A 24,578-nucleotide genomic window follows, 5' to 3' on the forward strand; every position below is an offset into this window, starting at 1 on the left:
TATTGGAATATAAAAAAAGGAAAAAATAGAATATCTAAAATTCTATTACAGAACCTGCCGAAATAGTGAATCTCTGGCTTTGTGGTTCTCCATGGACGTCATACCATGATACGTTCAGATTTACCTTGTTTCGTAGTGCTGACTCTACTGTAATGCTGCTTGCGTGTCGCAGTCTATCTTGAATTGGTTTTTCTTGTATTGTCTCTTCTATTGATTTTGTCATGTGTTATGATTAGAAGTGGAGATTTAGCCCCAGGAGTGAATATTAATTTTTGATCGCCAGATCAATTTTGACAAAACCTGAATGGCACAAATACAATTGAATCAAATTTGATCTAATGTTAACTCTAAACTTTTCATATGTTCATTAATGGTATTTCCACTCCAAAACACATTCATGAAATTTTGCTCAACTTGTGACACTAAACTAACTCAGAACTTTGAAGATCTTGGAGGTCCTGGAATTTGTCCCAAATGCAATCCAGAGATGGTTACTCCAAAAAGACCAACGTATGGCATGAACTATACTGGAAGAACAAAACCTTGCTCCAAAGGATGCGGAGCTGAAATCTACTGGGATGACCAGTTCAAATCAGACAGTGGAAAGTTTATCCCAATTGATTCGCGGACTGATGAGCCACACCAGTGCAATGGTCCGGAAGAGTCTGGCACATACTATCCAGACGAGATAAAGAAATTTGCAAAGAAAAAAGAGACTGTACAAAACAAGATTCCAATCCCTGAAGAAATACTATTTGATATCTCTAAAATTCCAAAATCGCTAGCTGAAGATGATTATATCCTTCGTGAAATAATTCAGGGGCACAAGGAGGAATCCCTGGCAATAGTCCACTATGAGAATATGGTCTCTGACGAGCCTGAAAAGATTCCAACTGAGACCCTAAGTGACGTGTTATCTGAGGATATCCTAAAGGGAATCAAAAAGTACGGCTTTACTGGACTTCTTTCATTTCAAGATGAATCAATTCGCTCAATCCTTGCTGGAAATAATTCTATAATTTCAGCTCCTACTGGTTCTGGAAAGACTGAAGCATTTAGTATCCCGATTTTGCAAAAAATATCCCAGGAAACAAAACCTGGTGTCTTTGCATTGCTTGTCTATCCACTTAATGCACTAATTGATGATCAGGTATCTAAAATCTCAAAACTCATTGATGCATGTGGACTGCAAAACAAAGTTGGTGTCTTTTCAATTCATGGGGGACAAAGCTCAGAATACAAAGATTTGATAGTTGAGGATGCTGCAAAAAAATCCCTAATCATTGCAACAAACTTTGATTTTATCAACTATCACTTGATTCTACAAGACAAGAAATGGAATGAGTTATTCAAAAATGCAAAAATAATTGTAATGGATGAGGCGCACTCTTACACCAGCTTTCATGGCTCTAATGTGTATCATGTGCTAAATAGAATGAAGCGATACATGGGAGATGTTCAGTTTGTTGGCTCTTCAGCTACACTTGACAACTCTAGAGAGTTTTTCTCAAACATGTTTGATTTGCCCCAAGAGTCATTTTCATACATCAAAAGTGATACGGGAAGAAAAAAGAACATGCACATGTTATTTGTAATGCCGCGAAAGTTTGGACAGAGAACTACAATGGAGATGTTAGCATCAATTTGTTACAAGAATAATTCAACACAACTAATCTTTAGCAACTCACACAATGATTCGGAATTTCTTGCATCAAATGTAGAGTCTGCAAATGAGGGAATACGAATTCAGATTCACAGGGGAGGTCTTGACCAAAACAATAGAAAACTCTACGAATCTCAGATGAAGGCAAGTGAACTTGATGCACTATCTTGTACCCCTACACTTGAGCTGGGAATTGATATTGGGCATGTAGATGTGGTGATTTCAGCCTTCAAAAACGAGTATGACTCCTTTGTGCAGAGAATTGGTAGGGCTGGCCGTATGGGCCAGAAATCATATGCCCTCTGTGTCTTTGATCCTGATGATGCAGCATGCCACTATTTTGCACGCCACATTGACCAGTATCTCTCACAAGACCATGTAATTCCAATTAACAAGAAAAATCCCATCATTTCAGAGAAGCACACTGAATCAATAGAGATTGAAGCAGAATCTTCCCAGACCTCTGAGAAATCTCAGTTCTTTGATTTTGCAAACAGTGTCAATCTTCGAGGAGCATCAGGTGAGATTGCAATTTATCTCAACTCTAAAAAAATTGGAACACGTAATGTGCCAGTTGGTTACTATCAATTACATCAAAATGCAATCTATCACTTTAACAAGCAAAACTATGAGGTAATCTCTTTGAGAAAATCTCAAAACGGTGCAAGAGCATATCTGAGAAGATCCTATGAGAATCAGAAAAGAACAATGCCAATAGTTAGAACTTCAATTCTGCAGACATCAGAGCGAAATGCAATACACAGAGAAATAGTTTCAGGTTCTAGGAAACTATCAATACGTTATGGAATAATTGAGCTTAGCAGAACCATTACTGGCTATCTCAAAGGAAACTATAATGACTCAGCAGATACATTCCAGACATTTAATGGAAACAATGTTTCGTCTTGGAGGAACTTTAACTGGAAGTCAAAGCACTCTTCAGTTAGTATTGTAATTCCTTCAGAGTTTTTGGCAAAGTCATATTCAGATTCAAAAAGCCAGATGTCCATAGACCCTAGAATTCACACCATTTCTCATGTGTTGATTAATGCTGCTAAAATTATCACAAAATCTGAATCAAGTGATATTGATGTATACTATGATAATGGCATTATCTATCTGTATGACAATTCTTCTGATGGTTTCAATGGTTGCAGCAAGATAATCTATGAGGAGTTTGAAAAGATTCTCAAGACCTGTCATTCCCTGCTATCTGATTGTGATTGTCCAACTGATCCTAAACAGAAAAAACTAGTCTCCCAAGGGGAAAGGTGGGGTGGATGCCCAAAATGTACATTTACAAATAATTATTGTCAGACAAAAAACAAGGAACTATCAAAAAAAGATGCAATGGATTTTTTTACAATTTTTTTGAAAAATTAATTCCCTAAGAAATTGATTCCATTTGTTATGGTATTGGGATGGAGATAATTCCTTTTTGAATTAAAAATTCTAGTCCCTGAACAAATGTCTCATTGCCAATATAGCCTTCTGCCCACCAACCTGCATTGTTTTTAATCCATGATGGAATTGATTGTAGTTCTGTTGTTTCTTTTTGAGTTTCAGGAATTACAATTATTTTATTTTCAATCAAGTACTCTATTCCTTGAATGAATGTGGAATCATCAATTTGTCCATCTGCCCACCATGCAGCAGTGTTGCGAATCCAATTTGGAATCACTGGCATGCTTTCTGGATTTTCCAATTCTATAATTTCAGATTCAGTAATGGTGTTTTTAAAATAAAATCCGTTTGGATACATATCGATGACATTTTTTACATCTCCTGTAGTTATTTTGCCCTTGTAGCTAATCAATTCAAAAGTTGGATGCATCAGAGATGTATTGATATTCACATGACCCAAACCAAGTGCATGTCCGAACTCATGGCGAAATATGGAACCAAACTCTTCGGTGGTAGCAAGATCAATTGGGCTTCTGCAAATTCCATAATAGATGTACTCTGAATCTCGATTAATCTCACAAGAATATGGTGTAAAATAATACATGTTGATTATTCCCACAGAATCGATTCTCTGAAAAGTTCCTAGTGTTAGTTTACTGTCCTCACCAACAGGTTTGTCTTTGAATTTTACGATAATGTTGCAATTGATATCGTCTTGATAGTCTACAATGTCAATATCCCATTTCCAGTTATCTGCTCTTGGGAGGGGAGATTGTTGTTTTAGCATGTTTACCCATTCAGTAATTCCTGCCCTGATTTCTTTGATGTAGAGTTCTTTTTTTATCTGCGATAGACTCGAGTCTTCTGGAAATGGCTCCAGGCATACCTGGGGCGCAGAAGCTGCATATGATGGAGTGAAGAAAACTGCAACACCGAGCAGTCCTGCAATAACTATTCCAAGAATCATTACAGATTTCATTATGATCAAAATGCTTGGTTCGTATAGTTATGTTTTGATCTATGGTATAGTTGATTGTTCATTAACTACTGGTGAATCTATATTATTAACGAAATATTATCAGTCACATTGGATGAGAGATTAGTCAGTATGCTTGCTCAAGCTTTTGAATACGCCGAAGATGGAAATTACGATAAAGCACTCAAGCTATATGATGATGTCTTAAAAGAAGATCCAAAAAATGTCTCAGCACTAATTGACAAGGGTGCAACACTGCAAAACATGGGACGAGTCAAACTTGCTATTCGCTCATATGACAAGGCCTTATCAGTAAAACCAAATCATCTGGATGCATTGCTAAACAAGGGGGCAGCATTACACTCTAATCAAAAGTACCAAGAGGCAATTGATTGCTATGATGCTGCATTGAAAATTGATAAAAAATGTGCAATGGCACTAGCTTACAAGGGATTATCCCTAGGTGAGATGGGGGAGTTGCAAAAAGCAATCACTCATTTCAAAAAGGCATTATCCATTGACAAGCACTATGACTTGGCACATATCTCAAAAGAGATTGCTCAGGAATTATTGAAATCCATAAACCAGAAAAAATCTAAAATACAGTAACATCGCCAGGTGCAGGCTCTCTTTTGTTTTGTTTCTCGTTTTCTTTGAAATAATCCTTGTGTGCCAAATTCTGGTGTTCACGCAGTTTCTCTATGTTTTCAAATCCTTTATGACACAAGTAACATTTTGGCTTGTTCTCATCAACTAGTGGTAAGACCATATCTGAAATTACCGCACGGATACTTATCTCTTGAGACTAGAAGGAATATATCATGATGAGTGATGCATAGTTCATGCTTGAACAACTAGTAGGAGAATCTCAAGCTTTAGATCGTGCATTATCTGGCGAAGAACTATCCTACAAAGATGGAATGGATCTGATGAATTATGATAATTTACATTTGCTTGCTGCAGTGGCTGACAATGCAAGAAAAAAACTAGTAGGCGATACTGTAACATTTGCAGCATCATACTACATGAACTACACAAATGTCTGCGCAGCTAGCTGCCAGATGTGCGCATTTTACAGAAAAGATGGCGCAGATGATGCATACACCCTAACTCCACAAGAAATTGAAGGACGAGTTGCAATTGCAAAACAGATGGGTGCAACCGAAGTCCACATTGTTGGAGGATTTCATCCAAAACTTCCGCTGGAGTATTATGAGGATATGATGAGGACAATAAAAAAGAGCCATCCACAATTAAACATCAAAGCACTTACTGCAGCTGAGATTTACTATTTATCAAAACTAACAAAAAATTCCACTAAAGAGATTTTATCTCGTCTCAAAGATGCAGGACTTGATTCAATGCCAGGAGGTGGAGCAGAACTGTTCCATCCTGATATTCGTGATAAGATTGTAAGAGGAAAATGCACAGGCCAGCAATGGCTTGATGTAATTGAAGAAGCACATACTATGGGAATTCAAAGTAATGTGACAATGCTTTATGGCCACATAGAAAAGCCAGAGCACATCATTGATCATCTCATAAAGATTCGAGACCTTCAAAAGAAAACAAATGGTTTTCTAACTTTGATTCCTTTGAAATTCAGTCTTGACAATACAGAGCTTGAAAAAGAACATCTGGTAAATAATGAATGCTCATCAGTATATGATTTGAGAATTATTGCACTATCAAGATTGATGCTTGCAAATGTACTAAATAACATCTCAGTTTACTGGGTTGCATATGGCAAGAAACTAGCTCAAGTTGCACTGTCAAATGGCGGCAGTGACTTGGTTGGAACTGCTTTTTCTGAGGAGATTTACCGAGCTGCAGGAAAACCAACTGCATCATCAGTTGAGGAATTGGCAACAATGGTAAAAGAGGTAGGTCGAGTGCCAGCTCAGAGAAATACTCATTTTGAAATATTACGAAAATTCTAACTCAAGTGCTTCTTTATAGAATCAAGCTTCTCTTCCATCTTGACATGCTTGTCACGTCTTGAATCAATTTTAATTATCACTTCAACTCTTGCAATCCCGAGATTGTGAACTGTCTCCATCATCTTTTTGGCAGCTGAATTTATCGTATCCATACTATCTGACTCTAGAATTGTTCCCATTGGGTTTATCTCGTATCTGAGATTATCCATTTTTTGAATAGATTCAATGGCTTTTGCAATGTAGAAACTAGCACTGGTAGTCTTTGTAGCTATTGGATAGATGCTAATCTCTGCTTGGATCATCAGATGTTTTTAGAATATTTAGATTAAAAGCTTTGATTCACTCTGCAGGTTTCTTCTCTTCTTTTTTAGCAGTGCCTTTTCTTCTTCTAGTACCAAAACTAATCAAAACTAGTAAAAACCCAACACCGATTAAAATTCCTGATAATGTGTTATAGTCCTGCGTCTCTTGTTGGGCAATCATCAAATCAATTATTTCTTCTTCGGTCATTCCAGATTGTCCTGCAGGCATGTTTGAGCTAACACTTACTGTAAGAACAATTCCTACAATAATCATTGCAAGCCCTCCACCTAGAATTTTTTTATCTACTAAAACCATTTTACTAATTATTTCTATTTCATCATATATTAGGTATTTTGCATTAGAATCCTTCTGGTGGTTTTTGCACAAAGACATTGCACACTAGTGCATCTGTTTTTGAATCTCTATACTGGACATTGCATGAAACAAATTTTCCTTTCAGTGCTCGCTCCAAGTCTTCTTTTGTAGTCTCACCATATTGTGGTTGTTGCGGATCATCAACTTTTCCAATGATTATCTTTTCTGTTTTACCGTAATCGTCTTGATTGTCTTTTCTTGTGTGGCTGACTAGCAGTTCAAATGCATTGTTTGTCAAAATTCCAATAACTGGACCGCCGATACCGTCTCCCATAATTTCTAAATTTTTTTTGTACTATAATTACTTGGTGGCAATGCTTAACTCAAAGTCTGGAACTAGATTCTTTTCTTTTGCCATCTCAAAGAGTTTTCTAATTGATTCTTCACCAGGATCTCCCATGTTAACAGTAACTTGATTCACATACATTTTGACAAATTTCTCAATCAACTCCCTTGGCTTTCCCCTAGAATACTGCATTGCATATTCTATTGCATCCTCAAAGTTCTCCAAGCCAAACTCTATTGAGGCCTGCAGATACTTGTCAAATTTACAGATAGTATCCATGCCCAGGTCTGTCCTCATCACATTGATTCCTAGCGGTACTGGAAGACCATTAGTTATTTTGTTCCACCATTCTCCAACATCTAGGATTTTGACATTGCCTTCTTGCTCATAAGACAGCTGGGTCTCATGAATTACAAGACCTACATCGACTTTACCTGTTTTTACAGCTTCTGGGATATCGCTGAAATTCATCTCGACATAATCAAACTTTCCAATCATTAATTGCAATAGCAAAAATGCAGATGTCATCTTTCCTGGAATTGCAATCTTGCATTTTTTTATCTCATCAATACTCATCATCTTTTTTGCAGTAACTATTGGACCATAACCTATTCCAAAGCTTCCACCACTTCTAAGAATAGTATATCCTGGAATGTATGCACATGCATGAACTGATACTGCAGTTACATCTAGCTGCGGATCAGTTGCTTTTCGATTTAATTTCTCAATGTCCTCAATCACGTGATTTACTGTAAAGTCTGGAGATGGAACTTTGCCTGTAAACATTCCATAAAACATGAATGCATCATCTGAATCAGGAGTATGACCTACAGAAATTTCCATATTTTTGCCTAAAATGGTCGTAATAAAAATCAAAACCCAAACTGAATAGTTTTTCTAATATATGTCTGAAATAATTTGTTGTTATGAATTCAATTGAGGCCTATGAGAAAGATATTTTCCTGCAATTAGATTTTCTAAAAAATTTTCAAAAACAAAAAACAATTTCAGATGCTCAACAAAAAAATATTCTATTTTCTGGTAGTGGGGACTCTTTGGTCTCTGCAATGTTGGCAGAATCATTCTCTCATGGAATGGTAAAGGCAATGGATCCACTGGATCTTTTCAAAAATAAACATCTGGCAAAATCAAAGCATGTCTATTTTGTATCCATTTCTGGAAATACCATTACCAACATCAGGGTGGCAAAGCTTGCAAAAAAATCCACAGCAATAACTGCCCAGCCTAAAAGCAGGCTTGCCAAAGTCTCAGATGAAATAATTCCCCTTGACTCCCCTAATAGTGGAGTCTTTACTGCTGGCAGTATATCATTTTTAGATAGTACACTAACATGTATTTCACTTGTAAAAAAAATCACAATTCCTAAAAACAATACAATGTTTTCTCAGGCAAAGTCTGATGCTGCAAAACTAAAAATCTCAAATAGACTATTCATTCTTGGCAACTATGAGACATTCCCACTTGCAATGTATTGTGCTGCAAAGTTTTATGAGATTCTAGGATATGATGCGCACTATTGCAGAATTGAGCAGTTCTCTCACATGGAGCTCTTCTCTGCAAACAAAGGTGACACTGTAATTATCTTTGAGGAAAAAAATCCTCACTCTAAACAACTCACAACAAGTCTGAAAAAAATCGGAATTAACGTAATTCATCCCAAGATTCCAAAAGATAAGATCTCCCAAACACTATACTGTATCTTCTTCTCTCAATTTCTAACATTGTTTGAGGCCAAAAGGAAAAAGAAGAATGACTGCCATTTTGTTACGTCAAAAAAGATTCGCAATGTTAGTAACCAAATGATCTATTGAAGATTTGCAAGGCTAAGGTTTAATAGCTGAATCCTAGGGTTTGCGAATATGGTAAAATTCAAGTCAACTGGTGAGGTTCTTAAGATCATTAAGAATAAGGATCAGATTAGAAACTTTGGTGTTATCGCTCACGTTGACCACGGAAAAACTACCATGAGTGACAGCCTTTTGGCAAACTCTGGAATCATTGCTCCATCAGCTGCAGGAAAAGCATTGGCAATGGACTTTGATAAAGAAGAGCAGCAAAGAGGAATTACAATTTATCAGGCAAACGTAACATTACACTTTACACAAAAAGACAAAGAATACGTCATTAACATGATCGATACACCTGGTCACGTAGATTTCAGTGGAAGAGTAATTCGTTCACTGAGGGCAATTGATGGTGCAGTAGTAGTTTGTGATGCAGTTGAGGGAATCATGACTCAAACTGAAACTGTAACTCGAATGGCATTGGAGGAGAGAGTGAAACCTGTTTTATTTATCAACAAAGTTGATAGACTCATCAAAGAACTCCGTTTAACTCCTGAAAAAATGCAGCAACAACTTGCCGAAGTTGTATCAAACTTTAATCAACTAATTGACACATACGCTGAACCTGAATACAAAGAGAAATGGAAAGTATCTATTCAGAATGCCAGCGTGACTTTTGGATCAGCCAAAGACAAATGGGCAATTAACTTGGATGTTATGAAAGACAAGGGAATTACATTCAAAGATGTAATTGATGCATATGTCAATGAAAAAGTAGATGACTTGGTAGCAAAAGCACCATTGGCTGATGCTGTTCTTGGAATGGTAGTCAAACATCATCCAGCACCTCATGAGGCAGTAAAGTATAGAATTCCACAAATTTGGAAAGGTGATTTGGAATCAGATGTTGGAAAGGCATTGCTTGCATGCAGTGATGATGGTCCCACAATTATGATGATAGTTAACATGGTTTTAGATCCTGCAGCTGGTCCTGTTGCAATTGGAAGACTATTTTCTGGAACTATCAAAGATGGTCAAACTATCAACATTATTGATTCAAAACGAGAAGGAAGAATTCAATCAGTTAATTTCTTTATGGGAAACCAAAGAGAGCAAGTTGGAGAACTTGGTGCAGGTAACATTCCTGCATTGTTGGGACTCACTGAAGCTCGAGCAGGAAACACATTATCTTCTGTTAAAGGAATTCCAATGTTTGAAGGTGTCAAATATGTTTCAGAACCTGTTGTACAAATTGCAATAGAGCCAAAACATCCTAAAGATTTGCCAAAACTTGTAGAAATTCTCAAACAACTAACCATTGAGGATCCAAACCTTATTGTAAAAATTGATGAGGAAAGTGGAGAGACTATTGTTGCTGGAATGGGTGTGTTGCACTTGGATGTTGCAACACACAGAATCCAAGATGCAAAATGTGAAATTGTTACTTCTGAACCATTAATCAATTACAGAGAAACTGTAAAGGGAGGATGTGAGCCAATCATGGCAAAATCTCCAAACAGACACAATAAGATTTTCATGAAAGTGGAGCCATTAGAGCCAAAAATTGCCAACATGTTGCGAACTGGTGAAATCAGTGACATGAAAGACAAGAAAGTAGTAGCCGATTTACTCAAAGAAGCTGGCTGGGATACTGATACAATTAAGAGAGTTATGAAATTTGATTCACGAGGAAATGTTTTGATTAATGGAACAAAAGGTGTTCAATTTGTTCAAGAATCAACTGATTCTATCAATTCTGGATTTGAAGAAGTAATGAAAGAAGGACCTCTGTGCAAAGAGCAGATGAGGGATTGCAAGTTTATCTTTACTCACTTTGTTCCACACGAGGATACAGCACACCGAGGACTATCCCAATTGGGTCCTGCAGCTCGTAGAGCATGTATGGGTGCATTACTCACAGCTGGAACTGCAGTATTGGAACCAACACTTGCAATTGAAGTTAGAGTTCCTACTGATTTAGTTGGAAATGTTGCAACTGTTCTTTCTGGTAAACGTGGTAAAGTGTTAGACATGCAGCAAAAAGGCGCATCAAGTATCATTGTTGGTGAAATTCCAGCCTCTGAGACATTTACTTTGTCTGAAGAGATGAGAGGACAAACTGCAGGACGTGCAACATGGAATACATCCTTTAAGGCATGGACTGAAGTTCCAAAATCCATGTTGGCAGCAGCAGTAGCTGACATTAGAAAAAGAAAAGGACTGTCTCCTGAACCACCAAGTGTTAACGAATTTATCGACAAAGAGTAAAAAGGCAAAGCCCTTCACTTGAACGTGGAAATAGACATAACTAAAGAAAAATCTTAAGTTTGTACAAATTATTCTAAAAACATGGTAAAATTAACTGATAAACAACATGAGCAACAACAAGAACGCAGATTAGCAAAATTAGAGAAAAGAGCAGATAATGATGATATTTTAGTAAAGAGACTAAAATCAAGAATTGAGAACTTGGAAAAAGAAGTCAAGAATCTAAAAAAGAAAAAATAAGAAAAACACTATTTCTTATTTTTAGTATACGGGATTGAAATACACTTACTACAAAGAAAAGCTGGATCGGTAAGAAGATTGATACTAGCTTGCAAATTATCTTTAGATTTACAACACATACAGAATTTTTCTTTTATCACTTTCTTTTTTTCCACGTTTCAATTTCCTCTTTATGCTATAAAGGCAAGTCCCTCTGTTTGTGAGAGAATTTAGACCGCATACTATCCAGACTTTGCAATTATTGTTTTTTAAAAATTCTTTAAGATCATTCTTAAGTAATTTAAACGCGTAATGAAATTTGGATGAAAATCAAAAACTTGTATTATGTGGATATTATAGAATAATGTCTACAATAGAAGAAAAATGTGAATTTTGTGGCTGTAGTGAAGGAAATACAATTTGTTATTATGATTGCGGATGTCATAAATCAAAAGATACCAAAATTCCTGACAGGGATTTGAAAATTACAGCAATCAAGGAAGAAAAATGTGAATTTTGTGGCTGTAGAGGCTCTAGTACAATTTGTTATTACAACTGTGGATGCCATAAACCAAAAGCTGAAAAAGTATTGCCAAAAAAATGACTCCTCTAGAATGCTTCCTTTTCTTGGTATTTCCTGATAATGCAGATGTTAAAATAATCCATTTAATCTAAAATTATGACTAGAAAATTAATGCAAAATAATAATGAAGAACCAGATAATCTTACAAATACTCTAAAGAAAAAACAAACCAAAGTTTTTGATGATGTTTCAAAAAATTATGAACAAACATTAGAAGTAGGAAAACATCTTGGAAAAGAATCATTTGATAAAATTAATGAGCTAGCCTCAAATGGCACTAATTATATAAAATCAAAACCTTACTGGAAAGCAATTAAAAACAATTCTCTAAAAATTAAAGAAAAAAGTTTTGATTCTGGAACTGCCATAAAGAAGAAGAGCCCAAAATTTTATAAAAAAATTAGTAATGCATTTTTCAGTTTCTTTGAAAAATTTGTAGGTAGAATAAAAATAGGAACACAATATGGTCTGGAAAATCTTGAAATTTTAGAAAGATTGGCAAAGCTAAACGAGCTTGGAATTTTAACTGATGAAGAGTTTTTAAAACAAAAGAAAAAGATCTTAGAGAGGATATAATTTGTCTAAAAACCTCACAATTACGATTTTAGCATTAGTGATTTCAATTTTGGTTGGAATTGTAATTGCATCAAATTATTCTTGGTTTACGCAAGAATGGTCAATTGGGTTTGGCATCATTATTGGTGGGCTAGTTGGAATTGGACTAGTGATTTATCTCAAAATTATCAGAAAATAATATTTCTTGAATCTTTTTATGATGATATAATTACAATAAAGTATGGAAATAAAATCAGAAAAATCAATTAAAGAATATCTTACAAAATTACCTGATGATACAATAATCAAATATTATCTTGATGTTGAATATAGCCCATTTCCGGTATTAATTATTGAAGAATATACTAGACGATTCAAAAGAAAGACCAAAAGTCAGATAATCAAAGATCTGAAATTTCAAGCACATCTTGCTAAAAAGAAAACCAAAGAAATAGGCCATATGGCAAAACGAAAAAAATTCATCGACGATGTAACAAAAGAAAAAACCGATGAAATAATCCACCAAGCAAAGAAAAAGGGTTATGTAATTAGTGAAAAATTAGCTAAAAAAAGTAATGCATTTGGTTCTGAATTAAAAAATAGAACAAAATCTGGAATAAAAAGTGGCATTAAAGTTAGCCAAAAATTAACAACTCCTACAAAAGCAAAACTAGGTTTACTTGAAAAATTAAATGAGCTACAAAAGGCAGGAATAATCACTAAAAAAGAATTCGAAGAAAAAAAGAAAAAGATACTCTCTACAATATAAAATTCCTGGGATTGATGTTTTTTCATCAACACCCATGAATTGTGTTAGGTAATTTCTCTGACAAAATTTGTATTTAACACAAATGGATGATTCCTTAGTGAATTCTTTATGTGAGTTTTTAATTTTTTGAGCATAAAGATATTCGAAGTGCTTATTTCTTAGCACCACGACTACACATTGTATTCAAATGGTCAAAAACTATTGGGAAAAAAAATTCAAAAAAGAGCTTGTCGAAGAAGAAGAGAAGCTAAAACAAGAGATTGCTCAGGCTGTTAGAAAAAAATTAGATGAGATTAACGATTCTGAATCTCAGTCATAACTGTAAAGACATTTGATTCCTAATTCTATTGGGTGAAATTTTTTACTGTGCTCAATTACGCGAAGTTTTATGGTTTTGATAGTTTGTTGTATATCTACAATTTGTAATCTAAATGAATTAAAACGATGGATGGCTTTGCGAGTCTTACGGAATTAGATTCTCCTGTATTGGGGGATTGGATTTTTTATTGAACATGAAAGATAATGTTTTATAGTTGACCTGTATTATATAGGTCGACCTAGTTAGAATGAGTCAATATGAGCCTCGTAAAAATCAGCATGAGCGTGAAAGAATACTTTTCCAGACAATAAAAGATAATCCGGAATTGCATCATAATTTACTCATAAAAAAAATTGTTCCAGAATTTATGGCCAAAACAACATTTGAGAAAACAAGAGATGCTTTGCTTCAAAAAGAAATAATTTTAGTAGAGAAAAAAGGAAACATGAAATTCTATCGTCTATCTGAAAATTATGAATTAAATTCTCAGCACCACATAGAACGAGATACTCATAACACTTTTCATGATTTGAAGATGAAAATTAAAAAAATTGACACTGATTTTTCACACAAGGATATTGATGAGAAAATTTCTTTTGCATCCAGGCTTTTGTATGATTTAATTCTGGTAGATAATGGGTTCACTGTTCTCGATTCTATCAAAAATCCTAATAAGACACTATATCGGGATGAGCATCTTACTATCCAACAATTAATCTTTCATGTTTTTGAAATAATTAGAAAAGACAAAGACTCTCAGATCTTATTTCCAGCCATTTTTAGTAATGTTGGGACAATCCTGCCAAAACCATCCTTTGAAACATAGTATATTATCTAGTTATTTATTCGGGGTTATTTTATAGTAATTATGGGATTGCTTTATACAAAATTTTACATGGATTTTGATGAAGAAGAATGGAAACAAATTTCAAATGATCCTATAGTATTTCAAACTCTAAAAGAAAATGTTTCGTTGGACATTGAAGACATCTCACATAAATCATACAAACTAATCTTCAAAGAAGGTGGGAAAATTAACATGTTTAGGGTCACTGGAAAATTCCGCCTTACTTGGAATGATGATGATGTGCTAAAGTAAACAAAATAATAATGGCAAAATCATTTTTAGGACATGTCCATAGAGGTGCAAATAAAAAAGATTTTAGATGATTATGAAAATTCATCCCCTGAACAGATCTTTGCTATTTTAACTGAAATCATTCCTAAATTTCGCAGTAATTTGACGTCAGAATATCTGCTGGAAAAAATTAAAAAAATTCAATCAATTAATGATCTGGTTGAAAAAAAGAAACAATGTAAAACCTTACTTCCTTATTTTGATTGGTATCTTCAAGGATTGTAAGCTCAGTCTGAATATTGTTTGATTTTAATTAATGCATTTTTGATTAAATCTAGTTGATTTTGTGATTTGCTCATATCACCTATTAGTTTCACAAAATACTCATGTCCAGTATCTTGGGCTTTGTGAATATCTGCCTCATAACAACAAAGTGCTTTTTCTAAAAATGGTACTTCTTCTTCTAATTGTCTAGCTGATTCTATGCTGTGTAGGTTCTCTTGAATTTTTTTAATGACCTCGTTGATTTTTGGAATAGTTTTCATTGCTTGAGAATTTAATACTGATGCAAACATTGCAGCAGCATCTTTTAACTCTGGACTGTTTCCTAGAGTTTTTAATCTATTTTTATAATGGTTTAATGATCTTAGGATAATTTCGTACCCTCCTTCCTCCTTGAGAAAAATTGCCCCCAGCCAAATCTTATTGCTCATTTCTAATGCTAGTTTGTGCTATTATTATAATTTAAATTCTAAACTTGCCACTAGTATAATTTCTACTTGCTGCTAATATATCAGAAAGTCATATTATGAATAATGAAATTAAAAAATGAATTTGGGATGAAGAGATTGTTGGCAAGTTGTCCTAATTGTAGTTTAACATCTCTTTACTGTGGAATGATTCCAACTGAGATCAAATCTTTATCTAACAAAGAAGTGTTGTTTTGCAAGAATTGCAAGTTTGTTATCCCTGTGGATGAATTCAAAAATGCACTATTATCTACTTAGGCATCAAAGTTTTCTTTAATTGCAGGCTCGTTTCGATTAATTAGGTATAATAGAATTCCAGCCAAGGTAACACCCATCCCGCTAAATCCAATAAATGTCCCCATATTTTTAATAAATCGTAAAAGATGATCTTTTTGTCCTAATTCTATAGAATAATACAAAATTAAGCCTGTGACAAACATGATAACGCCTACAGAAATAATTATCATGCCAATTTTCATGATTGAGGTTTTTCTTTCTAATTAATAAACAAAAAGAACAAAATTGTATTGTGTGACGAATACAGCAAACTCTTTTAATTATATTATTTCAGTAATCTGTATGAAGATGCTTTTTGGATTTTTAATACTTGGACTCTTACTTACAGTTACCATACTTCCTGATGCTTTTGCAGAAAATACATATTCAGTTAAAATCCCTACTGGTGCTGCAAGTCCTGATGCTCCATATTTTTGGCAAAGTGAAAAAGATGGTGCCACAAATGGGATAGTTGAAATCCTTGTTGGTGATACCATTAAATGGCAAAATGCCGATACTGCAGCTCATACTGTAACATCCGGAAGTGCAACTGATGGATCAAACGATATTTTTGATAGCGGGTTATTTCCACCAGGACAAACATTTTCTTACACTTTTGAAGAAATTGGAACTTATCCATATTTTTGTATAGTTCATCCATGGATGGAAGGTAGTATAATTGTCACCGCTGGATATTCAGTAATACCTGATGTTGGAAAACAAGTTGGTGATGGTAAAACATTATTTGATGTAGAATACAAGTTTAATCGATTACTGACGATCTCGGCAATCAATGTAGACCAGAAATCTCTAATGTTTAGTGTAGTTGGCAATCCAAAATCTGATAATCATAATTTAGAAATTAAATTAGACTCTGAATTAATTGATGGTCCCTTTGTTGTTTGGTTGGATGGTAATAAGATATCTGATTTTAGTTCAGTAAAAGATGGAAATTACAATATTTTATCAATTCCTTTATCTGCTGATTCTAAAACTTTGACAATTGTCGGTACTACTATAGTTCCGGAATTTGGATCATTAGTGATGATGATTTTGAGCATATCAATCATTTCAATTATTGCCATAAGTAAGAAATTTGGAATGAGAGTGAAATTTTAACAAATTATCTTATAATCCCAGAAATTTCTAAATTTGTTCAAAAGTTCAAATTTGAGCCTGTTTTTTTATTTTTTAAATTAAAATTTTACTTTTTTTAGATCTGAATCACCTAAAATTCATGTCTGTGTTAATTTTTTTTAAAAAGTTATTTTTACTATGTTCGTAGAGAATCATCAAAAGAAAGATGATCTAATTGATGCAATTGACATTAACTGAAACCATTGAAAAAATATCTTCATTAATTGACTCTGGAAATGGGGATGCGGGAAGACTGTATCATATTCTTGAATTTCTAAAAAATAATAAACCATTATATCATTCAGATCAGATTTATCTTGAAAAAAAACTAAATTCTTCATTCTCATTACAAGATGAAATCTATGAAGAGAATCCTAATCTTCCTAAAATTAAAAATTTAATTGATTCTGGGACCGGGGATGCGGGAAGATTACAACATATCTACGATATGCTTGCCAGCAACAAACCCCTGTACCATTCAGATCAAGTATACTTGGAATCCAAACTAAAACCTCATACTATTTCCCAAAATATTACATCACCAAAGAGTAAAGTCTCACAACAATCTGGCCCTCAAAAGATATCCTCTTCACAAGTTATTTCTAAACCTGTAACTTCAATCACTCGAGGTAGTATGCCTAAGGGTTGGTCAGCAAACGTCTCTGACGAGTTGATACAAATTTCATCGCAAATAAAAGATGAAGAAAGTAAAATAGAAAAACAAAAAATGGTTTCAAATGAAATAATTATTCAACGAACAAAGCTATCTGAATTAACGTCTCACCGAAAAGAATATGAACAAAAAATTATGCAAGAAAAAACATCACTTGAATCTGAGATAAAAAATGAAAGACTAAGAATTGAAACCCAAACTAGATTATCTAATGAAATTATTGCACAAAAAGAAGAACTTGAAAAAATAAAAAAAGAAAGAAACGAAATTATTAAAAAAATTGATTCAGAAAAATCAAAAATATCAAAAGAATTAAACTTGCAAAAAAAGCAACTAGCACAAGCTCAGTTAGAGCAAGAAAAAATAGAACAACAGGTGCAAAATGAACAAATTTTATTGGCAAAAATGGCTCTTGAACAAAAGAATAGGCTTGTTGAACAGGCAAAAATAGCACATGAAATTAAATTAAAACAGGCAGAACTAGAAAAAACAAAGCAAGATTATGATGAAATAGTCTCTCAGGTAACCCAAGAAAAAGCAAAATTTGCTGAATCTGAAAAACTCAAGAAATTGATAAAATCGCAAGAACTTGAATTGATCAAAGCAAAAGAAGAACGATTGAATCTCATCAACACTATTGCAAGAGAAAAAGATGCAATTGCAAAAAAAACTCTTGAAGAAAAAGAAAGACTTCGTTCCCAGTTAGATCTTAAAAAACAGCTTAAGAAAGAAGAAAAAACAATTGAATCTCTTAAAATAAAACGAGAAAAAATTGAAAATCAAATAAAAACAAAAAATAAAAAACTAAAAGAACAACAAGCAAAAATTAAAAAACAAATTATGATAAAAGATAAAAAACTAAAAACATTAGATAAGCAATCTGCTGATAAATTAAAAAAATCTAATACAAAATCTGTTTCTAAAAAAATATCTAAAAATTCTGCTCCAAAAAAGACTAAGAATATTACCAAGAAAAGTAAATAACTGCTATTGGATTTTCATCGTAATTTCTATTCCATTCCCTATTGGGGATGTAATTGTTATTAAATTGGGATTTTTTTTCAGATACTCTGAGAATTTCTTCATTTGCTCTCTGTATTTTTCTGGATATAGCATGTTATCTGTAATTATAATTCCATTCTTTGCTATTAATGGCAAAATTAAATCAAAATATTCAATAACATTTTCTTTATCGGCATCAATTAGAGCACAATCAAAAAATTCCCCATATTCTTTCTTTAAACTAAGTTCTGTTAAAATTTGAAGAGCCTCTCCATTCATTATTGAAATAGTATCTGCTATCCCTGCTTTTTCAAAATTTGTTTGAGCCCTTTTGATTTTATTTGGGTTTTTTTCAATTGTTATGATTTTGCCTGATTTTTCGGATATTGCTTCTGCACACCAAATAGTTGAATATCCTACTGACATTCCAACTTCAAGCATATTTTTTGCTTTTTTTAACCTTAAAATCATGTTAATCAACTCCCCTGTCTCTTTTGTTATTGCAAGCATTCGATCTTCTGGTGGCACATCAGCCTCTCTTGACTTTTCTTTTCTTGACTGCTCTGATAATTTGTCGAGAACTTGGGCAATGAGATTTTTCATTATATGATATTTATTTAAAATAATTTAACCCTGTCTAGAGCTATTCTACGTTTCAAAAATTTTTAATAGATTATATTTAGTAATTTTTGGCTTTAATAGCAGTCATGTCTGCAAAACAGAAAATTGATCTACTAAAAACAGTGCAACATATTCTCAATTTAGATCCTAAAATGCGATTTGCAGCAATAATTGATTCTAAAGGAAATATACGCGAAGCCATTATGAAGGCAGGAAAAACTAGTCTTAAAACTCAAAAAGAAGAAGAGCATTTCTGCAAACAAGTTGCACAACGACGTGCAATGCGAAAAGAATTTGACAAATCTCTTGGCAAGGTCAGATATGTTCATGTAGAACGTGAAAAAGTATCTCAAATGGTGATTTACACTAAAAGAAATATTGTATATTTTACAATGGAACCTGAGATGCCAATTAATACAAAAATTAGATTAATAACCAAAATCAAGAAAATTACTGCTGATATATAGATAATATTTAGATAATTTTTAATTTCTACAAATATGACATTTCACAAATATCTAGGCGACTCAAAAATGTTTGAATATGATAAACATTATAGAGAATGCCAACAACTAAACAAACCTTTCATCAAGGCAAAAATTGATCCTAGACATGGGAATTATTTTGTCCAAATCGACTTAATGACTTGTGATTATGATTTTTCTGAAAAGGAAATTGACACCATTCAAAAACTTGTAGATGCAGAATCTTTATTTTTAAAATCTAAATCTAATTCCATTATGCATGGATATCATATTGATAAAGAAATAGCTTGGTTTGATGGCATTTCTACTGAGAATGTTCATGAATTTTGTGAAAAATTGTATGACATTACACAAGAAAATCACCCTTGAAATCTAATTAAATTTTTTAGGATTTTATCAATTACTAATAATTCCTGCTTTCTCTCTTTAATTGTGGTTTCATTCCATTTTTTTGCAAACTCGGATTGCTGGTCTAACTTTTCCAATCCTTCGATATTCTTTACAAGGTGAATTTTGTACTCTTGAAGTAAGTCTAGGTGTTTGTTGTGATTTTTTTCACCTTGTGTTATCATTCCATTTGTCCTCATTCATGTCTGGAAACATATCTTTGATTCTTTTCTTATCTTTTTCCATAGCTTCAATTCTGCTCTCTAGATGACTTTTTATGGTAGAATTTAATTCGTTATCCATCTCACTTTGAATTTCTTGAATAACTTTGCATAGTGATCTATAGTATGTAATGTGGTTTTTTCGGGATTCTTCTGATTTGTCTTCATTTTTCTCATCCATTGTGATTCTTTAAATTTTTGAAAATAAGTACTTGTTCATAAATTGAAGATTTACACTAATATTGAAATGTGGTGTTGACAAAATATGAAAATTTTAGTCGATGAAAATTTAGATGGAATGGATGAAAGACTAAAAGAAAAAGGCTTTGAAGCATATAGTGTAAGAAAATTGCAACTAGAAGGCAAGAAATTAGGTTCAGATTATTCAATCATTAATTATGCTCGTGAGAATAACATGATCATCGTTACCAAGGATACTGAATTCCGTAAAGCAAGTCAAGAAAATGATTTCCCATTAATTCTCTTAGATGATGAAGAAATGCTTAAAGTGATTTTAGAAAAATTAAAAATTTTTTAATTCATGTTTTTTACATCATACTGAGAAATTCTCAGATTTCCAAGAACCTCATTTAAAAAATCATCTTCTGGCTGATGTGCAATAATGTTCATAATTGCATGCCAACAATCATTAATTTTTCGATTAATTTGAGAATACATTTTATCTTTTTTAAATGTAGGATAAAATGACAGCACTTTCATAATGCCATCTGTTGACTGAACCATGTGAATTAGATGTATTAGCCCTCTTAGTCTTTCATGAAATGAATATTTGTTTTCCTTGTTTATAATCTCAAAATTTACTATTTCTTCAAAAATTATTTCGATCTCTTTATGTAAATTTTTAAGTTGATTGTTAACAGATTCGTAAAGATTGATCAATTCATATTCAATATGAGATCTACTGTGGACTTTTTTTTCAACTTCCCCTGATTCAACCAGTGCACTAATTTCTCTATAAACTGTTTTTTCATTACCGACCTTTTTGATTACTCTTTTTGCAAGATCTGTTCCACGAATTTTTCCATTTTCATTGAGTATTCTAATTATCTCTGTTTTTATAATTTCTGAATTTTTATCCATTGTATTTCTAAGACCTTATTTCTGATATTTCTCTAGTACTGCTTTTTCTCCTATCTCATTAATCTCTCTTACTAACTGTTCCAAGTACTTTATTCCATTTTTAATTGGCTCTTTTTCCAAATTTTTATATTCTAATTTTTGTTTTAAAACTAGTTTCTCATTGTTGATAAAACTCAATAAACTAACGTTTGATCCCATGTTGAGTTTAATGAAAAAATCAACATATTCATCAACTGATTTTATTCCCATTAGAGTATCTACAACTTGCCAATATTTGTTTGAAACACAGTTAATCTAGGTTTATTTACGATTTTGAGGTAATTTTGTCATGGATAGTTGTGATAGAAGAGTTCGTGCTTATAAAAATGGGAAAACTTTTGATCAATGCCGGGACATTGCTGAATCAATGAATCCTGATTTTAAAAGACAGATTGATGAAAATGGCAAAGTCTTGTGGACTGAAATTCTGGAGCAAGTAGACCATGATGAATTAATTTACAAATTAACTTTGAAATTCTTACGTCGGGACGGGTATGATATAGGTAATCACAAAATACCGGAAGTTAAAAAATTTACTTAGTTGGGTCTATCTTACAACTTCCATCTGAGTTTTGTAATTTTTTTGCCATAATGTATGGAGTGAATAATAAAACTGGAATCGATATAGCAATGAATAATGTCTGCAATTGAGTTAATGCAATTGATAATGCTATGCCACTTGCCGTTCCAATAAAAATTGAGAGAAAAGTTCCTGCACAAGTAGGACATGCAATAAATAATCCTGTAGCTGCTCCTATTGTACTTACACCCCTGCCTTTTCTTGAAATTGTGTAGGCATTTACTGCAATTGCTGTATTCAAAGCGACCAAATACGATACAATTACTTGTAAGACTAAATTGATCGGAATTATTTGCAGCCCAACATGTTCAGTCAAATAGATTATTATTTTTGGCATATATCCTGGCCCATCGCAACATGGCGCTACAAACCCAGAAGGAATTTCTGCACCATAATGAATTGAAAAATTAACTTCTGGTTGGTACACTAATGTCCCAGATACAAGAGAGAAAAAAATTCCATATAGCATAAACGTTAAAACAAAAATTTTTCGTGCTCTCAGGTTCCATACGGTTAGTGCTATTGTAGTTGAAATGTCGTTTTTCCTTTTTTCTACTTTCTCCTTTTGATATCTGTATAATCCAAATCCAATTGCTCCAAAAGATACCATAAGTGTGATGTAAAATCCATAAGCAATTCTTTGAATAGAATCCATGGCACTAGGCGTAAAAACTTCTGGATCTTGATATCTTCCATATAAGAAAAACAAAATTACTATTGAGATAAATCCAATTACAATCAATTTTTTTCCTTTGTGATGACTTTCAGTCGTGTTTTTCATAACCTGATTTTTTACTATAGAAATTAAATTCTATCTAACTTAGTTTAGGAACAAAGATGTAGATAATTGCAATTATCTCTAATCTTCCAAATATCATTAAAAATCCAAGAACAATCTTTGTTGCAGGGTCTGTATCAAAATCAATCACACCGGCTGAAAGCCCACCGGTGGTGATAACTCCTACAGATTCAAAGAATGCATCCTGATATGAGACATTTTCTGAAGATGCAAGATGGAATCCTGTTATTCCTGCTATGGTTGGAAATAATGCAATAATAATCAAAGTGGCAATGACGTCTTTTTTTGCAATGCTTGACATCTCATCTCTTCTGATTTTACTGAAAAGATTTCTACAATCCCTCAAATGGAATAATCTAAATATTTTCAAACCTCCTGCAGTTGAAAATCCACAACCGCCGATGAGCATCAATATAATCAAAATTGTATGTGCAGCTCCATTTAGACCTGCTAAACTTTCTTGTTGTAGTCCTGCAGTTGTACTTGCAGATACTGAATAAAATGCACTTTGTAATGGATCTAATCCACTAACTCCGATAAATAAAGCCGTGGCACTTCCTAAAATTGCAAAATAAGTAAGAACTTCCTTACCAAGTTTTGGTGCAAGAAATTTTTTTCTTACAAATGCATAATGGAATGTAAATGGTAAAGCTCCTAAAATCATCGCACCCATTAAAATTATTGTTTCCTGCCAAAGCAAGTCATCAAGAATTTCTGAATGTGGCAAGAAACCTCCTGTTGCAAGAGTACTCATCGCCAATGAAAAATTATCAAGGATATTCCTTTCTCCAAAAAAGTATAGTAAAACTGCTACAATTACAATGTACACTGCAAAAATGATTGTAATTGTTGAGAAGAGCTCTTTCATGTGGAGGGTTCTGCCAGAAATAAATCCACGCATGGATTGTAATTTTGATTCTGGATAAAATGCCGTAATGACTAGATAAATGAAACTCATTCCTCCTACCAGTTGGGTGTAACTTCTATAGAATGTGAAACTCTGAGATAAGTCCTCGGGATTTTCATATAATGATATGCCTCCAGTTGTAAATCCTGCCGCACTTGAAAAAAATGCATTACCAAATACTTCGATACTTGATTCATCACCGGGTTGGACATACAGATACGGGACAGTCCCAAATAATGTTAGCAAAAATAGACTTGAAAATACCAAAATTGACGCTTGTTGAAGGTTAAGACTTGATTTCTCACCATACGAGTTTAGAAAAAAACCTGTTACAAGTAAAAGAACGGTTGTAAGATAAATTCCAGTTGCAGTGGTTGTGTCTTCTAAAATTGTTGAAACAATTGCTGGAACCAAAAGCAATACACCTGCAAATTGTAATACAAATCCCAAATTCCCTAAAACTGCTTTTACTGGGGGACTTAATAGACGAGGTGCAATTGCAGTAGCATCTCTAATTGCATTTGCAATTGCAGTTTGAAATATCATTCCAATAACTTCGTTTTTCTTTGATAATACTGGAAGTTTTCTAATATGTCCATCTCTCATTTTATGCAAAGCATCTTGAAGTGTTGCCTTTTGGTTAATTGTAATAAGAGGAGTACTCATAATGTCTTTTAGTGTAGTAGTTTCTGCGTAAACTGTAACGTCGCTAACCTTACTTAGAATATCTTCATCAGTAACAATCCCTACTGGCATTCTGTTTTCATCAGTTACAATAATGTCGTCTGTTTCATAATGTCTTAGCATTCTTGCAGCTTCTCTTGTTAGTGTTTTCTGACTTAGAATAAGGACATCTTTGTCCATATATTCAGTTACATATTTGCTTAGAACATATGATACTGCACGTTCTGGATTTGTTGACATTAAGCTACCCATAGTTGGGGATTTTAAATAATTTGGGGTTACGCATTAGTATTGATCGTTAAAAAATTCTTAACCTGAATAAAATCCTCTACTGATCTCAGGATTTTTGCTATCTTTATAAGGATTGAATGGAG

At 33.4% G+C, this 24,578-nt stretch carries 36 protein-coding genes; 20 read left to right on the top strand and 16 right to left on the bottom strand.

The genetic code is table 11. The annotated features are described in order from the left end of the window. Positions 1-34 precede the first annotated feature (34 nt). Positions 35-223: a hypothetical protein gene (locus K5790_RS02355; RefSeq protein ID WP_297592117.1), complete on the bottom strand. Its 189-nt coding sequence runs from the start codon at positions 221-223 to the stop codon at positions 35-37. Positions 224-370: 147 nt separating this feature from the next. On the opposite strand from K5790_RS02355, the gene K5790_RS02360 reads away from it, so the two are divergent. After that, on the top strand, positions 371-3,046 hold the full coding sequence (locus K5790_RS02360; RefSeq protein WP_297592118.1) for a DEAD/DEAH box helicase: 2,676 nt from the start codon (positions 371-373) through the stop codon (positions 3,044-3,046). Between the two features lie 25 nt (positions 3,047-3,071). Here K5790_RS02360 and K5790_RS02365 read toward each other — a convergent pair whose 3' ends face one another. Beyond that, positions 3,072-4,046, bottom strand: a complete 975-nt coding sequence (locus K5790_RS02365) for a matrixin family metalloprotease (protein WP_297592119.1) — start codon at positions 4,044-4,046, stop codon at positions 3,072-3,074. A 129-nt stretch (positions 4,047-4,175) separates the two neighbouring features. Between K5790_RS02365 and K5790_RS02370 the strand changes: the two genes are divergently transcribed. Next, positions 4,176-4,652 carry a tetratricopeptide repeat protein gene (locus K5790_RS02370; protein WP_297592971.1) on the top strand — a complete coding sequence of 159 codons (477 nt, stop codon included), beginning with the start codon at positions 4,176-4,178 and terminating at the stop codon, positions 4,650-4,652. On the opposite strand, the gene K5790_RS02375 is transcribed toward K5790_RS02370, so the two are convergent. Beyond that, the gene (locus tag K5790_RS02375) at positions 4,639-4,812 is read right to left on the bottom strand and encodes a hypothetical protein (RefSeq protein ID WP_297592120.1); all 174 of its coding nucleotides are present in this window, start codon (positions 4,810-4,812) and stop codon (positions 4,639-4,641) included. The genes K5790_RS02370 and K5790_RS02375 overlap by 14 nt on opposite strands. Positions 4,813-4,885: 73 nt before the next feature. On the opposite strand from K5790_RS02375, the gene K5790_RS02380 reads away from it, so the two are divergent. Beyond that, positions 4,886-5,983, top strand: a complete 1,098-nt coding sequence (locus K5790_RS02380) for a radical SAM protein (protein ID WP_297592121.1) — start codon at positions 4,886-4,888, stop codon at positions 5,981-5,983. Here the strand turns inward: K5790_RS02380 and K5790_RS02385 are convergent. Genes K5790_RS02385 through K5790_RS02400 form a run of 4 tightly spaced genes read right to left on the bottom strand, consistent with a single transcriptional unit; the run spans position 5,980 to position 7,790 of the window. After that, entirely contained in the window at positions 5,980-6,285 is a 306-nt protein-coding gene (locus K5790_RS02385) for an MTH1187 family thiamine-binding protein (RefSeq protein ID WP_297592122.1), read from the bottom strand. The genes K5790_RS02380 and K5790_RS02385 overlap by 4 nt on opposite strands. A 37-nt stretch (positions 6,286-6,322) precedes the next feature. After that, complete coding sequence (locus K5790_RS02390) at positions 6,323-6,601, bottom strand: hypothetical protein (RefSeq protein WP_297592123.1); 279 nt, start codon at positions 6,599-6,601, stop codon at positions 6,323-6,325. Between the two features lie 43 nt (positions 6,602-6,644). Further along, positions 6,645-6,935 (bottom strand): hypothetical protein, encoded by a 291-nt coding sequence (locus K5790_RS02395; RefSeq protein WP_297592124.1) that lies wholly within the window; start codon positions 6,933-6,935, stop codon positions 6,645-6,647. 27 nt (positions 6,936-6,962) lie between these two features. Then, positions 6,963-7,790 (bottom strand): MqnA/MqnD/SBP family protein, encoded by an 828-nt coding sequence (locus tag K5790_RS02400; protein WP_297592125.1) that lies wholly within the window; start codon positions 7,788-7,790, stop codon positions 6,963-6,965. Between the two features lie 83 nt (positions 7,791-7,873). Here K5790_RS02400 and K5790_RS02405 point away from each other — a divergent pair, with 83 nt between their 5' ends. From K5790_RS02405 to K5790_RS02450, 10 genes are all read left to right on the top strand, one after another. Beyond that, positions 7,874-8,779, top strand: coding sequence for a sugar isomerase (locus K5790_RS02405; protein WP_297592126.1), 906 nt, complete (start codon positions 7,874-7,876; stop codon positions 8,777-8,779). A 48-nt stretch (positions 8,780-8,827) separates the two neighbouring features. Continuing rightward, positions 8,828-11,020, top strand: a complete 2,193-nt coding sequence (locus tag K5790_RS02410) for an elongation factor EF-2 (RefSeq protein WP_297592127.1) — start codon at positions 8,828-8,830, stop codon at positions 11,018-11,020. Positions 11,021-11,101: 81 nt separating this feature from the next. After that, complete coding sequence (locus tag K5790_RS02415; RefSeq protein WP_297592128.1) at positions 11,102-11,260, top strand: hypothetical protein; 159 nt, start codon at positions 11,102-11,104, stop codon at positions 11,258-11,260. 298 nt (positions 11,261-11,558) lie between these two features. Next, on the top strand, positions 11,559-11,843 hold the full coding sequence (locus tag K5790_RS02420) for a hypothetical protein (protein ID WP_297592129.1): 285 nt from the start codon (positions 11,559-11,561) through the stop codon (positions 11,841-11,843). A gap of 90 nt (positions 11,844-11,933) precedes the next feature. Continuing rightward, a complete protein-coding gene (locus tag K5790_RS02425; RefSeq protein WP_297592130.1) occupies positions 11,934-12,398 on the top strand; it encodes an SHOCT domain-containing protein in 465 nt (154 codons plus the stop codon). A 1-nt stretch (position 12,399) separates the two neighbouring features. Beyond that, positions 12,400-12,576, top strand: a complete 177-nt coding sequence (locus tag K5790_RS02430; protein WP_297592131.1) for a hypothetical protein — start codon at positions 12,400-12,402, stop codon at positions 12,574-12,576. Between the two features lie 42 nt (positions 12,577-12,618). Continuing rightward, entirely contained in the window at positions 12,619-13,146 is a 528-nt protein-coding gene (locus tag K5790_RS02435; protein ID WP_297592132.1) for a hypothetical protein, read from the top strand. A 187-nt stretch (positions 13,147-13,333) separates the two neighbouring features. Next, positions 13,334-13,465, top strand: coding sequence for a hypothetical protein (locus K5790_RS02440; protein ID WP_297592133.1), 132 nt, complete (start codon positions 13,334-13,336; stop codon positions 13,463-13,465). Between the two features lie 247 nt (positions 13,466-13,712). Then, the gene (locus tag K5790_RS02445) at positions 13,713-14,291 is read left to right on the top strand and encodes a hypothetical protein (protein WP_297592134.1); all 579 of its coding nucleotides are present in this window, start codon (positions 13,713-13,715) and stop codon (positions 14,289-14,291) included. A 42-nt stretch (positions 14,292-14,333) separates the two neighbouring features. Beyond that, a complete protein-coding gene (locus K5790_RS02450) occupies positions 14,334-14,564 on the top strand; it encodes a hypothetical protein (RefSeq protein WP_297592135.1) in 231 nt (76 codons plus the stop codon). A 266-nt stretch (positions 14,565-14,830) separates the two neighbouring features. Here the strand turns inward: K5790_RS02450 and K5790_RS02455 are convergent, their stop codons facing one another. Then, the gene (locus K5790_RS02455) at positions 14,831-15,256 is read right to left on the bottom strand and encodes a hypothetical protein (RefSeq protein WP_297592136.1); all 426 of its coding nucleotides are present in this window, start codon (positions 15,254-15,256) and stop codon (positions 14,831-14,833) included. A 102-nt stretch (positions 15,257-15,358) separates the two neighbouring features. Between K5790_RS02455 and K5790_RS02460 the strand changes: the two genes are divergently transcribed. Further along, positions 15,359-15,550: a hypothetical protein gene (locus K5790_RS02460; RefSeq protein WP_297592137.1), complete on the top strand. Its 192-nt coding sequence runs from the start codon at positions 15,359-15,361 to the stop codon at positions 15,548-15,550. On the opposite strand, the gene K5790_RS02465 is transcribed toward K5790_RS02460, so the two are convergent. After that, entirely contained in the window at positions 15,547-15,771 is a 225-nt protein-coding gene (locus tag K5790_RS02465) for a hypothetical protein (RefSeq protein WP_297592138.1), read from the bottom strand. The genes K5790_RS02460 and K5790_RS02465 overlap by 4 nt on opposite strands. Before the next feature lie 100 nt (positions 15,772-15,871). Between K5790_RS02465 and K5790_RS02470 the strand changes: the two genes are divergently transcribed. Both K5790_RS02470 and K5790_RS02475 read left to right on the top strand, forming a co-directional pair. Continuing rightward, positions 15,872-16,687, top strand: a complete 816-nt coding sequence (locus K5790_RS02470) for a PEFG-CTERM sorting domain-containing protein (RefSeq protein WP_297592139.1) — start codon at positions 15,872-15,874, stop codon at positions 16,685-16,687. Between the two features lie 196 nt (positions 16,688-16,883). Beyond that, on the top strand, positions 16,884-18,362 hold the full coding sequence (locus tag K5790_RS02475; RefSeq protein ID WP_297592140.1) for a hypothetical protein: 1,479 nt from the start codon (positions 16,884-16,886) through the stop codon (positions 18,360-18,362). A gap of 3 nt (positions 18,363-18,365) precedes the next feature. On the opposite strand, the gene K5790_RS02480 is transcribed toward K5790_RS02475, so the two are convergent. After that, positions 18,366-18,983 (bottom strand): O-methyltransferase, encoded by a 618-nt coding sequence (locus K5790_RS02480; RefSeq protein WP_297592141.1) that lies wholly within the window; start codon positions 18,981-18,983, stop codon positions 18,366-18,368. 104 nt (positions 18,984-19,087) lie between these two features. Between K5790_RS02480 and K5790_RS02485 the strand changes: the two genes are divergently transcribed. Further along, positions 19,088-19,468 carry a DUF6659 family protein gene (locus tag K5790_RS02485; protein ID WP_297592142.1) on the top strand — a complete coding sequence of 127 codons (381 nt, stop codon included), beginning with the start codon at positions 19,088-19,090 and terminating at the stop codon, positions 19,466-19,468. A 33-nt stretch (positions 19,469-19,501) separates the two neighbouring features. Further along, on the top strand, positions 19,502-19,855 hold the full coding sequence (locus K5790_RS02490; protein ID WP_297592143.1) for a hypothetical protein: 354 nt from the start codon (positions 19,502-19,504) through the stop codon (positions 19,853-19,855). On the opposite strand, the gene K5790_RS02495 is transcribed toward K5790_RS02490, so the two are convergent. Continuing rightward, on the bottom strand, positions 19,846-20,058 hold the full coding sequence (locus K5790_RS02495) for a hypothetical protein (RefSeq protein WP_297592144.1): 213 nt from the start codon (positions 20,056-20,058) through the stop codon (positions 19,846-19,848). The two genes, K5790_RS02490 and K5790_RS02495, sit on opposite strands and share 10 nt — an antisense overlap. After that, the gene (locus K5790_RS02500) at positions 20,042-20,275 is read right to left on the bottom strand and encodes a hypothetical protein (protein ID WP_297592145.1); all 234 of its coding nucleotides are present in this window, start codon (positions 20,273-20,275) and stop codon (positions 20,042-20,044) included. The genes K5790_RS02495 and K5790_RS02500 overlap by 17 nt, the downstream gene beginning before the upstream one ends. A gap of 84 nt (positions 20,276-20,359) precedes the next feature. On the opposite strand from K5790_RS02500, the gene K5790_RS02505 reads away from it, so the two are divergent. Then, the gene (locus tag K5790_RS02505; RefSeq protein ID WP_297592146.1) at positions 20,360-20,632 is read left to right on the top strand and encodes a DUF5615 family PIN-like protein; all 273 of its coding nucleotides are present in this window, start codon (positions 20,360-20,362) and stop codon (positions 20,630-20,632) included. On the opposite strand, the gene K5790_RS02510 is transcribed toward K5790_RS02505, so the two are convergent. Both K5790_RS02510 and K5790_RS02515 read right to left on the bottom strand, forming a co-directional pair. After that, entirely contained in the window at positions 20,629-21,195 is a 567-nt protein-coding gene (locus K5790_RS02510) for a hypothetical protein (RefSeq protein ID WP_297592147.1), read from the bottom strand. The two genes, K5790_RS02505 and K5790_RS02510, sit on opposite strands and share 4 nt — an antisense overlap. 15 nt (positions 21,196-21,210) lie before the next feature. Then, positions 21,211-21,444 (bottom strand): hypothetical protein, encoded by a 234-nt coding sequence (locus K5790_RS02515; protein ID WP_297592148.1) that lies wholly within the window; start codon positions 21,442-21,444, stop codon positions 21,211-21,213. A gap of 79 nt (positions 21,445-21,523) precedes the next feature. On the opposite strand from K5790_RS02515, the gene K5790_RS02520 reads away from it, so the two are divergent. Next, positions 21,524-21,775: a hypothetical protein gene (locus K5790_RS02520; protein ID WP_297592149.1), complete on the top strand. Its 252-nt coding sequence runs from the start codon at positions 21,524-21,526 to the stop codon at positions 21,773-21,775. Here K5790_RS02520 and K5790_RS02525 read toward each other — a convergent pair. Further along, on the bottom strand, positions 21,768-22,595 hold the full coding sequence (locus K5790_RS02525; protein ID WP_297592150.1) for a hypothetical protein: 828 nt from the start codon (positions 22,593-22,595) through the stop codon (positions 21,768-21,770). The genes K5790_RS02520 and K5790_RS02525 overlap by 8 nt on opposite strands. A gap of 34 nt (positions 22,596-22,629) precedes the next feature. After that, positions 22,630-24,444 (bottom strand): potassium transporter TrkG, encoded by a 1,815-nt coding sequence (locus K5790_RS02530; RefSeq protein WP_297592151.1) that lies wholly within the window; start codon positions 24,442-24,444, stop codon positions 22,630-22,632. Positions 24,445-24,578: the final 134 nt, after the last annotated feature.

Source organism: Nitrosopumilus sp., from assembly GCF_025698945.1.
Taxonomy (GTDB): domain Archaea; phylum Thermoproteota; class Nitrososphaeria; order Nitrososphaerales; family Nitrosopumilaceae; genus Nitrosopumilus.